Here is a 13,198-nt window from a genome sequence, read left to right on the forward strand (position 1 = left end):
CGGTGCTGATCCTGCGGTGGAAGGTCCACGGTTCCCATCACGGTCAAGCCAGACCGGGAGGGGCGTCGGAAGTGTGCGTGGTCGCCGGACGAGCATTCCGTTGCCCAGCGTGCGGAGCGGAGGCGACAACAGGGGCAGAGGGCAACGGGACGGCCAGAGCCGTGGCCCTGGCGAGTCCGCCCGGCCCGGCTTCGGCTGCGGCGCGACGGTCTCCAAGCTGGTGACCTGGCCGCCCTGTCGGTGGCGCTCACTGACTGACGCTGGTGGCGGCGTGGCGTGGACCGGCGTACCGCCAGAAGAAGTTGACCAGCACGGTGATCCGGTTGCGCCCGCCCAGCAGGTACGCCACATGAATGAAGATCCACACCAGCCACGCCGGCCACCCACGCATGGTCAATCCGTTGGACAGCTGCAACACGGCCTCGGCCCGGCCCACGGTCGCCATGATCCCCGGATCCCGGTACGAGAACGGCCGCAGCGGCAGTCCCTGAGCCGCCGCCAGGATCTGCTTGCCCACGTGCTCTCCCATCTGGATCGCCGGCTGAGCGAGCTGGGGCAGTTGCTCGGGCGGTCCGGCCAGGTCGCCGGCCACGAAGATCTCGGGATGCTTCGGCACATTCAAAGCCTCGGTGACCCTGATCCTGCCGCCCTTGGTCTGCGGCAGCCCCCATTCCGCCACGTAGGCGGGCGCAGTCACGCCGAGCGCCCACACGGTCACGTCGCTCGGCACGTGCGTCCCGTCGACGATCCCCACTGCATCCGGTTCCACGGATGCCACTGTGGCGCCCAGCCGCAGCCGCACCCCTCGCTTGCGCAGCGCGGCTGCCGCCGCATTTCGCAGCCGCGGCTTGTACGGCGACAGCACGAAGTCGAAGCGCTCCACCAGCGTCACGCTCGTCTGGTCGGGACGAATCTCGGGATGCGTCAGCGGCAGCGTGCGCCGCCGCAGCTCGGCCAGCGTCCCGGCAATCTCGACGCCGGTCGAGCCCCCGCCCACCACCACGACGTGGACGCTGTCGCGCCGGCCCGCCACCGCTTCCTCCAGGCAGTGCTGGAGCCGCCGTCGCAACGCTGCCGCGTCGTTGAGCGAATAAAGCGGCTGTGCGTTCTCCGGCGCCCCCGGCACGTCGTACCAGTTGGTGGTCACACCGGTGGCCAGCACGAGAAAGTCGTAGTCCAGCGTGCTTCCGTCACCCAACTCCACGCGCCGCTTCTCGGGCAGCACCGTGCTTAGCGCACCCCGACGCGCGCGCACGTTCGGCCACTTGGCGGCGTAGGTCCTGACGGGGTATGACACGTCGGACATGCTCATCCCGGCCGTGGCCACTTGGTAGAGCAGGGGTTGGAAGGTCGAGTACGGGTTGTGGTCGACCAGCGTGACCAGCGCGCCTGCCTTGGCCAGCGTTCGCGCCGCGGCCAATCCGGCGAAACCCGCCCCCACGACCACAACGCGAGTTCTTCGTCTCATGACCATCTCCGTGCCCCGTGCCACCCCCTCGGAGGCCTATAGCATGCCCAGTGTCCGTTAAATCTGCGAGATGCATGAATTGCGATTCGTGGATTGACCTGGGCGTATGCAAGACCGTTTTGCTGATAGTGGTTGATCAGGCTCGTCCAGTACCGTCTCGACGCTCCAGGCGGACCTGTTCGAGATCGTCAGGCATCGACACGGGCTCATCGCTGTCCCAGACCGGCGATGAGACCGACGGACACCGCGATAACGACGGTGCCGAAAAGATAGGAAAGCAGGGCGTGCCCGAAGGCGACCTTCCGGATGCGCGTGCTGGCCAGCACATTGTCTGATACTCCGTAAGCCATCCCCACGGTGAACGCCGTGTAGGCGAAGTCGCTATAGCTCGGCGGCTCCTCCTGCCGGAAGTCGATGCCTCCGTCAACCTCGACGTAGTACAAGCGTGCGTACTTGAGGGCGAAAACGGTGTTCGTCAAAGTCCAGGACAGGACCACGGTCACCAAACTCAAGATCACCGCGGTCACGACAACTGGGTCCTGATCGCTGCCCGGGCGGAGGAGGGCGGCCACGACGGCCGCGAGACTGGCCACCGCGGCGATCAGGATGCCCGTGTCGGTGGTGTGCGTCCCGCCTTCCTCTTCGGCGATGCGCTTGGTCCCTTCGTGGTCCTGCGACCAGCTGATCTGCCACGCCCACGCCAGGACGAGGGAAACAGCCACATCCCAGGTGACGAAGAAGAACAGTTCAGGGGCGCCGATGAGCGCGACGCATCCGCCGGCCACGGCCCCGAGCAGGACGCACATCAAAACCCGCCGCAAGGAAAGTATCCGCCGTCCGCGACGCTCCCACGCTGCCATCACCTGACCAGAGTGTCACAGGACGGGCCGACGTCACTTCTTCGACGTGCGAGTCCAGCGGACGCTCGCTGTCGCCGGCCGAGACCGAGCTCGAGGAATTGCCCGCCGGCCCGAGCACAGCCAGATCAGCGGCGGTAACCGGCCATGGCCTCCAGCCGTGCGATCCGGTCGGCGATCGGTGGATGGGTGGAGAAGAGCCTTCCGATGCCCCCGCCACGGAACGGGTTGGCGATCATGAGGTGTGAGGTCGAGGAGAGCCTGCCGGTCTCCGGCAGTGGCAGTTGCCGGGTGCCCGCATGGATCTTCCGTAGCGCACTGGCCAGCCCGATCGGGTCACGGGTCAGCCGGGCGCCGGACTCGTCGGCCTGATACTCCCGCGCCCGGGAGATGGCCATCTGGATCATCGCGGCCGCCATCGGCCCGAGGACCATCATCAGGAGAGCCCCGAGGAAGCCGGGACCCTCGTCATCGTCTCCCCCGCCGAACAACCCGGCCATGTAGGCCAGGTAGGTGACCATCGTGGCCAGGGCCCCTGCCACGGAGGAGATCAGAATGTCGCGGTTGTAGACGTGCGACAGTTCGTGCCCGAGGACAGCGCGCAGCTCGCGTTCGTTCAGCACCTGGATGATCCCACGGGTCACACAGACTGCGGCATGACGCGGATTGCGCCCGGTGGCGAACGCGTTGGGCTGCAGGATCGGCGAAACGTACAGCCGGGGCATGGGCTGGCGCGCCTCCTCCGACAGTTCGCGGACCATCTGGTGCAGTGCGGGCCAGTCACCGGGGCCGACAGGCTGTGCATGCATCGCCGACAGTGCGATCTTGTCAGAGAAGAAGTAGGCGACGCCGTTGGTGACGAGCGAGACCAGGACGGCGATCTGGATTCCGGTGCTGCCGCCGAGCCACCACCCCACCAGGATGATCAGAGCAGACAGGGCGCCGAGCAGCGCCGCGGTACGCAGACCGTTGTGACGCATGGCGTCCTCCTTTCTCGAACACATCTACTGCCCATCGCGCTCGAGCCCATCCTCCCTGTGGTGTGGGCCAGGCCTGCCTGTGTCCGAGTAGCCGCCATCCGATCGCGTGGCGAGCAGAGGCAGCAGCAACGCGCCGAGTCTCGTCATAGCAGCAGGTCGAAGACACGGATTGTGCGTGTCCACTCCTTGCTCGCCGGGTTCTTGCGATCAGGCTCTATGGCTCTGATCGCCCTGGCGAGCGCCACGGAGAGCCCACCCGCCACGTTCGGCAACCGGGCCTCGGCCTCTTCGCTGAGCGACAGATCCAGCGGAGGCAGCGCCGCGAGCTCCGCCAGGATCGATGTCAGGTCCAGTTCCTCGTCCAGGTCCCGGAAGTCGTGCATGTTCTCCTGCAGTCCTTTGGTGATGGGCAGGTCCCAGAACTGGATGATGTCGCGCCGGTTCGACTTCGCGGCGGCCTCGGCGACGATGAGCATGTCGTACAGTTTGCGGTTGACGAAGTCGCTGTAGCGCTTGAGGTCGGCCTTGTCCACGTCGAGTCCCGCGGCGGCGCGAAAGAAGTGTTCGAACCTGGAAACTGCGATCACGGGCATGTGGATCACCGTCTTTCCTATTGGCTGCCTGTGGTGGTGAATCTTTCGTGCACCAGGCGTACTGCCATGGCGCCTTCTCCGACTGCGGACGCGACCCGCTTGACCGAGCCGCTGCGAACGTCGCCGGCGGCGAAGACGCCCAGATACCCGGTTTCCAGGGGGAGGAGGGTGCCCCAGGGCGACGTGCCCTGGCCCGTGACGACGAAGCCGCGGTTGTCCAGCGGGAGGGTCCCTTTGAGCCATTCAGTGTGCGGCTCGGCTCCGATGAAAACGAACAGCGCGCTGGTCTGGATCTCCAGAAGTTCTCCTGTTCGCGTGTTCTGCGCGCGGACAGCCCGTAGCGTGCGGTCTCCGAGCAGTTCGCATACCTCGGTGTGGTACATGATTTCGATGCCGGGAGTTCGGTCGATCTCGTCGGCGAGGTAGCGGGACATGCTCGCGTGTACGTCGCTGCCACGCACCAGCATGCGCACCGACGATGCGTTCCTGTTCAGGTAAAGTGCCGCCTGGGCCGCGGAGTTGCCGCCGCCGACGACGACCACGGGCGATCGCCGGCACATGCGCAACTCGAACGGTGTCGCCGCATAGTAGACGCCGGATCCTTCGAATTTCTCGAGATGGGGAACATCAAGCTTCCGATAGCGGGCGCCGGTCGCGATGATCACGGCGTGGGCCTTAACGGCGCACTCGCCCTCCACGATGATGCCGTAGTGGCCCTCACACGGTTCCAGACGGCTAGCCTCGGCCGGGATGGTCAGGCGGGCGCCGAACTTGCTTGCCTGGATGACGGCACGCTCGGCGAGCTCGGCGCCCGAGATGCCCGGGGGAAAGCCGAGATAGTTCTCAATGCGGGACGAGGTGCCCGCCTGGCCGCCCGTGGCTACGGCATCGAGCACGACGGTTGTCAGGCCGTCAGAGGCCGCGTACACGCTGGCGGCCAGTCCTGCGGGTCCCGCGCCTAGGACGACCACATCGCATACGGCGTCGCTCGACGCAGGGACGAGCAGGCCGATGGCCTTTGCCAGTTCGGCCGTGGTCGGGTTGCGCAGCACCTGGTCGCCGTGCCAGATCACCACCGGGGTGTCGTGCGGGGAGATGCGCAGCTCGCGCAGGAGCGCGTCCGCGGCTTCGTCCTCCTCCAGGTCGATCCACCGGTGAGGGATCCTGTTGCGTGCGGCGAATTCGCGCAGCCGCCGGGCATCGGGTGAGTATCGGGAGCCAATGATGCGGAACCCGGCGTCCAGACCGATCAGCAGGGTGCGGCGGGTCAGGTAGGAGCGCAGGATGAGGTCGCCGAGCGCCGGGTCGCCCGCCACGAGCGTTCGCACCTCGTCGGCCGGCACGGCCAGCACCTCGCCAGGCTCCCGCACGACCGCGGTCACGAATCCCGCCTGGCCGATGAGGAGGCCGAGCTCGCCGAGGAAACGTCCGGGGCCGTGAACGGCGATCGTCCGCTGCTTCGCGCCGTCCCCCTCGACCACGGCCACCTTGCCCCGCAGGATCACGATGAACTCACGGGTCTGCTCGCCCTCCCGATGCAGAATGTCGCCCGGCGATACGGATCGCCGCTCGCCGTGCCGCGACAGCTCGGTGATCTGCTGCTCGTCCAGCCGGGGATAGGCCCCGCACAGGTCAGGCGTCTCGACCGCGCAGGCCGGCGCGGCCGTCATGACGGTGCCCGTACTGTGTCTTCGACCCACTGGCGCAACTGCGGCGCGGGCGGCGCGCCTGCGCGTTGCGCCACGACGCGGCCCTCGTGCAGCACCATGAGTGTCGGGACGGCCGTGATCGTGTATCGGCGGGCGAGGGCCGGAGAGCTGTCCACGTCGACTTTGACGAGTTTGAGCCGTCCCGCCATCTCGCGGGCGAGCTGTTCGAGTGCCGGGGTGACTGTCCGGCACGGCGCGCACCACTGCGCCCAGAAGTCGACGAGGACGGGAAGGTCGGCGCGTTCGGCAACCTCGCCAAAGGTGCTGTCGTCAGCGTCGACGATCCACGGCAGCGGCCGGTGGCAGACCCCGCACAGGGGCCTGCCTCGGTAGGCGTCCGGGACTCTGTTGAGCCTGCCGCAGTTGGCGCAGTTCAGGGTGTACACGTCAGGTCCTGGGCGGATAGAAGGTGACGTTCAGCTCACCCTTGTCGGCGCCGACCGTGATGGTCGACCCGTCGGGCACGTCGCCGGCGAGCAGGGCGCGTCCGATTCTGGTCTCCACCTCGCGGGCGATGAACCGGCGCAGTGGCCGGGCACCGTAGACGGGGTCGTAGCCCTGGTTGGCAATGAGCCGACGTGCGTCCTCGGTGACCTCAAGGGTGAGCCGGCGGCTGGCCAGGCGGGTTCTGATGTCGGTGAACATCAGGTCCACGATGCGCTCGATCTCGGCCTCGGTCAGCGGCTTGAACAGCACGATGTCATCGACCCGGTTGAGGAATTCTGGCCGGAAGTGCATGCGCAGTTCACCCATCACGCTCTCGCGTGCCTGAGGCTTGATCTCCCCGTCGGCGGTGACCCCGTCCAGCAGGTGCTGGGAGCCGATGTTGGAGGTCATGATGACCACGGTGTTGCGGAAATCGACCGTGCGGCCCTGCGCGTCGGTCAGCCGCCCGTCGTCCATGACCTGCAGCAGCGTGTTGAACACGTCCGTGTGGGCCTTCTCGATCTCGTCGAACAGCACCACCGAGTACGGTTTGCGCCGCACCGCCTCCGTGAGCTGACCGCCCTCCTCATAACCGATGTAGCCCGGAGGAGCACCGACGAGCCGGCTGACCGTGTGGCGCTCCTGGTACTCGCTCATGTCGATGCGCACCATGTTGTCCTCGGTGTCGAACAGGGCCGTCGCGAGGGACTTCGCAAGTTCGGTCTTGCCGACCCCGGTGGGCCCGAGGAACAGGAACGATCCGATGGGGCGCCGAGGATCCTTGATGCCGGAGCGAGCGCGGATGACGGCGTCGGCCACGAGCCGCACAGCCTCCACCTGTCCGATGACACGTTCGTGCAGGATTTGATCGAGCTTGAGCAGTTTGTCCCGCTCTGCCTCCTGCAGCCGGGTCACGGGGATGCCGGTCCAGCGGGAGACAATGGACGCGATCTCGTCCTCCGTGACGACCTCGCGCAGCAGCCGGTGGCCGTTCTGCCGGGTGCCGAGCCGCTCCTCCTCGGCGCGAAGCCGGCGTTCCAGTTCGGGGAGCCGGCCGTGGCGCAGCTCGGCGGCACGGTTGAGGTCGTAGGCACGTTCGGCCTGTTCGGCCTCCCGCCGCACACTCTCCAGCTCCTGCCGCAGGCTCTGCACCTTGCGCAGAGCCGACCGCTCGGCCTCCCACTGCGCCCGCATCGCGTCAGCCTCGACGCGCGAGGCGTTCAGCTCCTGGCGCAGCTCTTCGAGACGGGACCGGCTTGCGGAGTCGTCCTCCTTGGCCAGCGCCGCCTCCTCGATCTCCAGCCGCATCACCTTCCTGGTGAGCGCGTCGAGCTCGGCCGGCATGGAGTCGATCTCGGTGCGGATCATCGCGCACGCCTCATCGACCAGATCGATGGCCTTGTCCGGCAGGAACCGGTCGGCGATGTAGCGGTGGCTCAGTGTCACCGCGGCGACGAGCGCGCTGTCCTGGATCTTCACGCCGTGGAAGACCTCCAGCCGATCGCGCAGGCCGCGCAGGATCGATACAGCGTCCTCGACCGAGGGCTCGTCGATCAGTACCGGCTGGAACCGCCGTTCCAGGGCGGCGTCCTTCTCGATGTGCTGGCGATACTCCTGCACCGTGGTCGCGCCGATCATGTGCAACTCGCCGCGCGCGAGCATCGGTTTGAGCATGTTGCCCGCGTCCATGGCACCCTCGGTCGCCCCGGCGCCTACCACCGTGTGAAGCTCGTCGACGAACAGCAGGATCCGGCCCTCAGCCGCTTTCACCTCGTTCAGCACGGCTTTGAGGCGTTCCTCGAACTCCCCGCGGTACTTGGCTCCCGCGACGAGCGAGCCCATGTCCAGGCTGAAGATGCTTTTGTCGCGCAGCCCTTCCGGGATGTCGCCGCGGGTGATCCGCTGGGCGAGCCCTTCGACCACGGCAGTCTTGCCCACGCCGGGGTCGCCGATCAGCACGGGGTTGTTCTTGGTCTTGCGGGACAGGATCTGGATCACGCGGCGGATCTCCGTGTCGCGGCCGATCACGGGGTCAAGCTTGTCGGCGCGGGCGTCTGCGACCAGGTCGCGCCCATACTTCTCCAGGGCCTCGTAGGCGACCTCGGGCATGGCCGAGGTGACCCGCTGGTTGCCCCGGACGGCGGTGAGCGCCTGCAGGAACCGGTCCCGGGTCACACCCTGGCCGTGCAGCAACTGCCCTGCCGCAGTCGCGGAGCCCTCCTCGAGCAGGGCCAACAGCAGGTGCTCGACCGAAACGTACTCATCCTTGAGCCGGCCCGCCTCTCGGTCCGCGGCGTCGAGCAGCCGGGCCAGGCGTTGAGTGAGGAACACCTGGCCGGGCGCGGTGCCTGGGCCGCTGACCTTGGGCCGGCGCGTCAGCTCCGCCTCTAGATCGGCGCTAAGACGTTGCGTGTCGGCGCCTGCCTGTTGCAGCAGCCGAGGCGCCAGCCCTTCGGATTGGTCGAGCAGGGCCAGCAGGAGATGCTCCCCGTCGACCTCGGTGTGACCGTGCCGCAGCGCCTTGGTCTGGGCGTCGTGCAAGGCCTCCTGCGTCTTCTGCGTCATCCTGTTCGGGTCCATTCCAGTCCCCCTAGCGTCGTGGCAAAGGACCGCGCAGGGCGGTCTCAAGCTCCGCGATCCGGTCGAGAAGGTCGATCACCACGCCGATCGCGGCGTAGTTGATGGACAGGCCCTCGTGCAGTCGCTGAATGCGGGCGGCCGCCATGACCTGGGAGGGGGTGAAGCACAGCTCCCCCCTGGCATCCCTGTCCGGCTCCAGCAGCCCGAGCGTTACCAGCCGGCGGACGATCTCCGGGTGCAGCCCCGTGACCCGCGCGTAGGAATCGAGGTCGAGCCGGGCCGGGCGTACCAGTGCGTAGATCACGGGCGCCTCCTCGGGTCGAACCGCGATGCGGCAGCGAGCTGCTCGAACAGGTGTCGCTCCGCGTCGGTGAGTGTGGCCGGCACCATGATCCGGACTTCGGCGAAGAAGTCACCCGCAGGGCCGCTCGGGTTGCGCATGCCGCGCCCTCTCAAGCGCAGGCGACGGCCGCTGGACGTGCCCGGCGGCACTTTCAGCTTCGCCTCGCCGCCTGGTGTGTCGATGGGCACCGTAGCGCCCAGTGCCGCCTCCCAAGGAGCGAGCGGCAGAGTGGTGTGGATGTCGCGGCCCTCCACGCGATACCGGGGATGGTCGGCGATCCGCACGATCAGGTGCAGATCGCCTGCCGGCGCTCCGTCGCTTCCTCGTCCGCCCTGCCTGGGGAGCCTGATGCGCTGCCCGTTCGTGACCCCCGGTGGGATCGTGACGTCCAGGCGCCTGCCACCGGGCAGTGTGATTCCGCGACGGCCGCCGTGGTAGGCCTCCTCGACGGTCAGCGTGAGCTGCGCCTCCTGGTCTGCACCGGGCACAGGGCCCCAGCGCTGCCTGCCACGGCGGCCGAACATGCCGCCGAGCAGGTCGTCCAGGTCGACGTCTGTGCCGAACCCAAAGTTTTCGGCCGGCGCCGACCGCCATGTGCCGCCCGAAGTGCGCGTGCCTGCGCGGGCGTAGTCCGCAGGGTCTACGTGGGGCGGAACCTGGCGGAAATCGTGGCCGAAGGCGTCGTAGCGGCGACGCTGCTCGGGATCAGAAAGCACAGCGTAGGCCTCCGAGATCTCTTTGAACCTGTCCTCCGCCCCCGGATCTTTGTTGACGTCCGGGTGGTAGGCGCGCACGAGCTTGCGGTAGGCGCGCTGGATCTCGTCCGTGTCGGCGTTCCTGTCCACGCCGAGCACCTCATAGAAGTCCCGCCGAGCGGCCATCATTCCGCCTTCTTCGCGACGGCGACTCTTGCCGGCCGCAGTTGCCGCTCACCTTCGCCATAACCGGGCTGCAGCACTTCCACGACGTTGCCAGGCTCGACATCGGTCCGTTCGACGGCTGCCACCGCCTCGTGGCGCGCCGGGTCGAAGATCACTCCCGTCTCGTCATGTCGTGGGTAGCCCAGCTTGGACAGGACGGCGACGGCCTGGTCGCGCACCGCTCGCACACCGTCGAGCACCGCCTTCGCGTCGTCGTCGCGGCACGCATGGCTCAGCGCGAGCTCGAGATTGTCCAGGACGGGCAGCCACGCGGCGGCGACTCTGGCGCGTTCCTCGGCCCGCAGCCGCTCGTTGTCGCGGGAGATCCGCTTGCGGAGGTTGTCCAAATCCGCGACGGCGCGCAGCCATCGGTCCTCCAGCTCCGCGAGTTTGGCGTCTGTCTCCGCAGACGCGGTGGCGCTCTCCTCACGGGACTCCTTCCGGGCCTCGGGTACGTTCTCGTTCATGTCAATCGGGCTCCGAGGTGGTGAACTCCGCGTCGATCACGTCGTCGCCGGCGCCCGGGGCGCCTTCCTCCCGGGCCTGGGGAGGCACCCCAGGCGTCTCCGGCCCGCCACCGGCGGTGCCGAGTCCGTGGTACACCTGCTGGAGCTCGCCACTGAGTGACCGCAGCCGGTCGATCGGCGCCTCTTCCTTGATCGCCTGGCGGGCATCCTCGACGAGCTGCTCCGCACGTGCCTTCTCGTGCACGGGTACGGTGTCCCCGAGCTCCTGTAGCCGGCGCTCCACCTGGTAGGCGACCGAGTCCAGCTCGTTGCGCGCGTCGATGGTCTCCCGGAGCCGGGTGTCCTCGTCACGGTGCTGCTCGGCGTCCGTCACCATCCGCTCGATCTCCGACTTGTCCAGGTTGGAGCTCTCGCTGATGGTGATTCGCTGCTCGGCCCCGGTGTCCTTGTCCCGGGCGGAAACGTTGAGTATGCCGTTGGCGTCGACGTCGAAGGTGACCTCGATCTGCGGCGTCCCTCGTGGCGCGGGCCGGATGTTCTCCAGCCGGAAGCGCCCGAGCACCCGGTTGTCGGCGGCGCGTTCCCGCTCACCCTGCAGGACCACGATGTCCACGGCGCTCTGGTTGTCCTCCGCCGTAGAGAACGTCTCGGTCCGGCGGGCCGGGATGGTGGTGTTGCGCTCGATGACCTTGGTCATGAGCCCGCCGAGGGTCTCGACACCGAGTGAGAGCGGTGTGACGTCGAGCAGCACGACGTCCTGCACCTCGCCCTTGATGATGCTCGCCTGAATCGCCGCTCCGATGGCGACCACCTCGTCCGGATTCACCGTCATGTTAGGGTCCTTGCCGCCGGTGAGCCTGCGGACGAGGTTCTGGACGGCAGGGATGCGGGTGGATCCGCCGACGAGGATGACCTCGTCGATGTCCGCGGGCCTGAGCTTGGCGTCCTCCATCGCCTGCTCGACGGGATGGATGCAGCGTTCGACGAGGTCGGTGGTGATCTTCTCGAAGGTGGACCGCATGAGCGTGGTGTTGAGATGCTTGGGGCCGGAGGCGTCCGCCGTGATGAACGGCAGGCTGACCGTGGTCTGGGTCACCGACGACAGCTCCACCTTGGCCTTCTCGGCCGCCTCGAAGAGGCGCTGCAGCGCCTGCGGGTCCTTGCGCAGGTCGATGCCCTGCTCTCGCTGGAACTCGTCAGCAAGATGATCGACGATCCTGCGGTCGAAGTCGTCGCCGCCGAGATGCCCGTCGCCGGAGGTGGCGCGGACCTCGACGACCCCCTCGCCGATGTCCAGGATGCTGACGTCGAACGTACCGCCGCCCAGGTCGAAGACCAGCACGGTCTCGTTGGACTTCTTGTCCAGCCCGTACGCCAGGGCGGCGGCGGTCGGCTCGTTGATGATCCGCAGGACCTCGAGCCCGGCGATGCGCCCCGCGTCCTTGGTGGCCTGGCGTTGGGCGTCGTTGAAGTACGCCGGCACGGTGATGACCGCCTCGGTCACCTTTTCGCCGAGGTACTTCGCCGCGTCGGCGGCCAGCTTACGCAGGATCAGCGCCGAGACCTCCTCCGGCGCATACTGCTTGTCGCCGACCTGGAAGCGGACGGCTCCCTGCGGGCCTTCGACGACGTCGAACGAGACAGCGTGGAGCTCGCTCTCGACCTCGTCGTAGCGACGACCGATGAAACGTTTGGACGAGTAGATCGTTCCCTTGGGGTTCAGTATCGCTTGACGCCGCGCGAGCTGACCCACCAGGCGCTCACCCTCGGTGGTGAACGCCACCACGGACGGGGTCGTGCGCGAGCCTTCCACGTTGGGAAGCACTGTGGGGTGACCCTCCTCCGTGGCGGCGATCACCGAGTTCGTGGTTCCAAGATCGATTCCTACTGCTTTCGCCATTGCTCGTTCGCCTTCCCGAGAAGCTCTTGGGCCCTGGCCGCGTGCTCGGAGTCGACGAGGACCTCGTACTTGTCAGCCACCAGGGCGGTCTCGGAGACGAAGTCCCTTCGGCCGCCGTGCGCCGCGTGCGCGATCAGGCCGAAGAGCGCCCCGGCGATCGCGCCGCCCAGCAGTGCCCACAGGAGCAGGGCGACCATCGACGTGGCCGTAGTCGCGAAGATCCCAAAGAACAGGCCGATGAGGAGGCCGAACCAGGCTCCGCTCAGCGCGCCCCAGCCGGCCGCGCGAAGATACGTCATGCGTGCGACGACGTGCTCCACCGAGCGCAGCCCTACGCCCACGATCAACGTTCCCTGCACGGGGAAGCCGTGATCCGACAGGTAGTCGACGGTCTTCTGCGCCTCCTGGTACGTGTCGTAGCTGGCGAGCCGTTCCCTGTTGGCAGTGATGAGACCGGTCGGCGCGACGGTCACGGCTCCTCCTTTCCCCGCCTCAGGCGGTCACCTCGATGTGCCGGGGCTTGGCAGCCGCCGCCTTCGGAACGGTGATGGTGAGCACGCCGTCGGACAGGCGCGCCTCGACCCGTTCGGCGTTGACCTCCCCCGGGAGCAGCGTGCGCAGCTCAAACCTGCCGGTCCTGCGCATCTTGCGGTGCCGCCGCTGACTCTCGTGCTCCTCGATCTGCCCGGTGACGATCAGTTCGCGCTCGGAGAGCTGAACGTCTATCTCATCCTTCTTCACGCCGGGGACGTCGATCTCCACGACGTACGAGTCCTCGTTCTCCGAGATGTCGGCCATGGGGGTCCACACGCCTGTGGGCCTCTCTTCGGCGAACTCTCCCAACGCTGCGTTCATCAGCTGCCCCAGCCGGTCGTAGACGTCCTCGAACTCGCGCATCGGGTACGTCTCGCCGCCCCTGCGGCGCATTGCCAGCAGTGCCATCGGTCCCCCTCCT

13 protein-coding genes are annotated in these 13,198 nt (G+C 67.6%); all 13 read right to left on the minus strand.

All coding sequences use genetic code 11. The features are described 5' to 3' along the window. Nucleotides 1-247: 247 nt before the first annotated feature. On the minus strand, nt 248-1,468 hold the full coding sequence (locus IEY87_RS43645; RefSeq protein WP_225277010.1) for an NAD(P)/FAD-dependent oxidoreductase: 1,221 nt from the start codon (nt 1,466-1,468) through the stop codon (nt 248-250). A 206-nt stretch (nt 1,469-1,674) separates the two neighbouring features. Beyond that, nucleotides 1,675-2,328, minus strand: a complete 654-nt coding sequence (locus IEY87_RS43650) for a DUF1345 domain-containing protein (protein WP_189144835.1) — start codon at nt 2,326-2,328, stop codon at nt 1,675-1,677. Nucleotides 2,329-2,453: 125 nt separating this feature from the next. Next, entirely contained in the window at nt 2,454-3,305 is an 852-nt protein-coding gene (htpX, locus tag IEY87_RS43655; protein ID WP_189144786.1) for a zinc metalloprotease HtpX, read from the minus strand. 143 nt (nt 3,306-3,448) lie between these two features. Beyond that, nucleotides 3,449-3,898, minus strand: coding sequence for a DUF1931 family protein (locus IEY87_RS43660; protein ID WP_189144787.1), 450 nt, complete (start codon nt 3,896-3,898; stop codon nt 3,449-3,451). A 17-nt stretch (nt 3,899-3,915) separates the two neighbouring features. Continuing rightward, entirely contained in the window at nt 3,916-5,568 is a 1,653-nt protein-coding gene (locus tag IEY87_RS43665; protein WP_189144788.1) for an FAD-dependent oxidoreductase, read from the minus strand. Beyond that, nucleotides 5,565-5,993, minus strand: coding sequence for a thioredoxin (gene trxA / locus IEY87_RS43670; RefSeq protein ID WP_189144789.1), 429 nt, complete (start codon nt 5,991-5,993; stop codon nt 5,565-5,567). The genes IEY87_RS43665 and trxA overlap by 4 nt, the downstream gene beginning before the upstream one ends. Before the next feature lies 1 nt (nt 5,994). Next, nucleotides 5,995-8,613, minus strand: coding sequence for an ATP-dependent chaperone ClpB (clpB, locus tag IEY87_RS43675; protein WP_189144790.1), 2,619 nt, complete (start codon nt 8,611-8,613; stop codon nt 5,995-5,997). A 10-nt stretch (nt 8,614-8,623) separates the two neighbouring features. Next, a complete protein-coding gene (locus tag IEY87_RS43680) occupies nt 8,624-8,917 on the minus strand; it encodes a chaperone modulator CbpM (protein WP_189144791.1) in 294 nt (97 codons plus the stop codon). After that, complete coding sequence (locus tag IEY87_RS43685; RefSeq protein WP_308426486.1) at nt 8,914-9,840, minus strand: DnaJ C-terminal domain-containing protein; 927 nt, start codon at nt 9,838-9,840, stop codon at nt 8,914-8,916. The genes IEY87_RS43680 and IEY87_RS43685 overlap by 4 nt, the downstream gene beginning before the upstream one ends. After that, the gene (locus IEY87_RS43690; protein ID WP_189144792.1) at nt 9,837-10,343 is read right to left on the minus strand and encodes a nucleotide exchange factor GrpE; all 507 of its coding nucleotides are present in this window, start codon (nt 10,341-10,343) and stop codon (nt 9,837-9,839) included. The genes IEY87_RS43685 and IEY87_RS43690 overlap by 4 nt, the downstream gene beginning before the upstream one ends. A gap of 1 nt (nt 10,344) precedes the next feature. Next, nucleotides 10,345-12,243, minus strand: a complete 1,899-nt coding sequence (dnaK, locus tag IEY87_RS43695) for a molecular chaperone DnaK (RefSeq protein WP_189144793.1) — start codon at nt 12,241-12,243, stop codon at nt 10,345-10,347. Continuing rightward, nucleotides 12,228-12,716 (minus strand): YflT domain-containing protein, encoded by a 489-nt coding sequence (locus tag IEY87_RS43700; RefSeq protein ID WP_225277009.1) that lies wholly within the window; start codon nt 12,714-12,716, stop codon nt 12,228-12,230. The genes dnaK and IEY87_RS43700 overlap by 16 nt, the downstream gene beginning before the upstream one ends. Nucleotides 12,717-12,735: 19 nt before the next feature. Next, nucleotides 12,736-13,185 carry an Hsp20/alpha crystallin family protein gene (locus IEY87_RS43705; protein WP_225277008.1) on the minus strand — a complete coding sequence of 150 codons (450 nt, stop codon included), beginning with the start codon at nt 13,183-13,185 and terminating at the stop codon, nt 12,736-12,738. Nucleotides 13,186-13,198: the final 13 nt, after the last annotated feature.

The sequence above is a fragment of the Nonomuraea glycinis genome (genome assembly GCF_014646515.1).
GTDB lineage: Bacteria > Actinomycetota > Actinomycetes > Streptosporangiales > Streptosporangiaceae > Nonomuraea > Nonomuraea glycinis.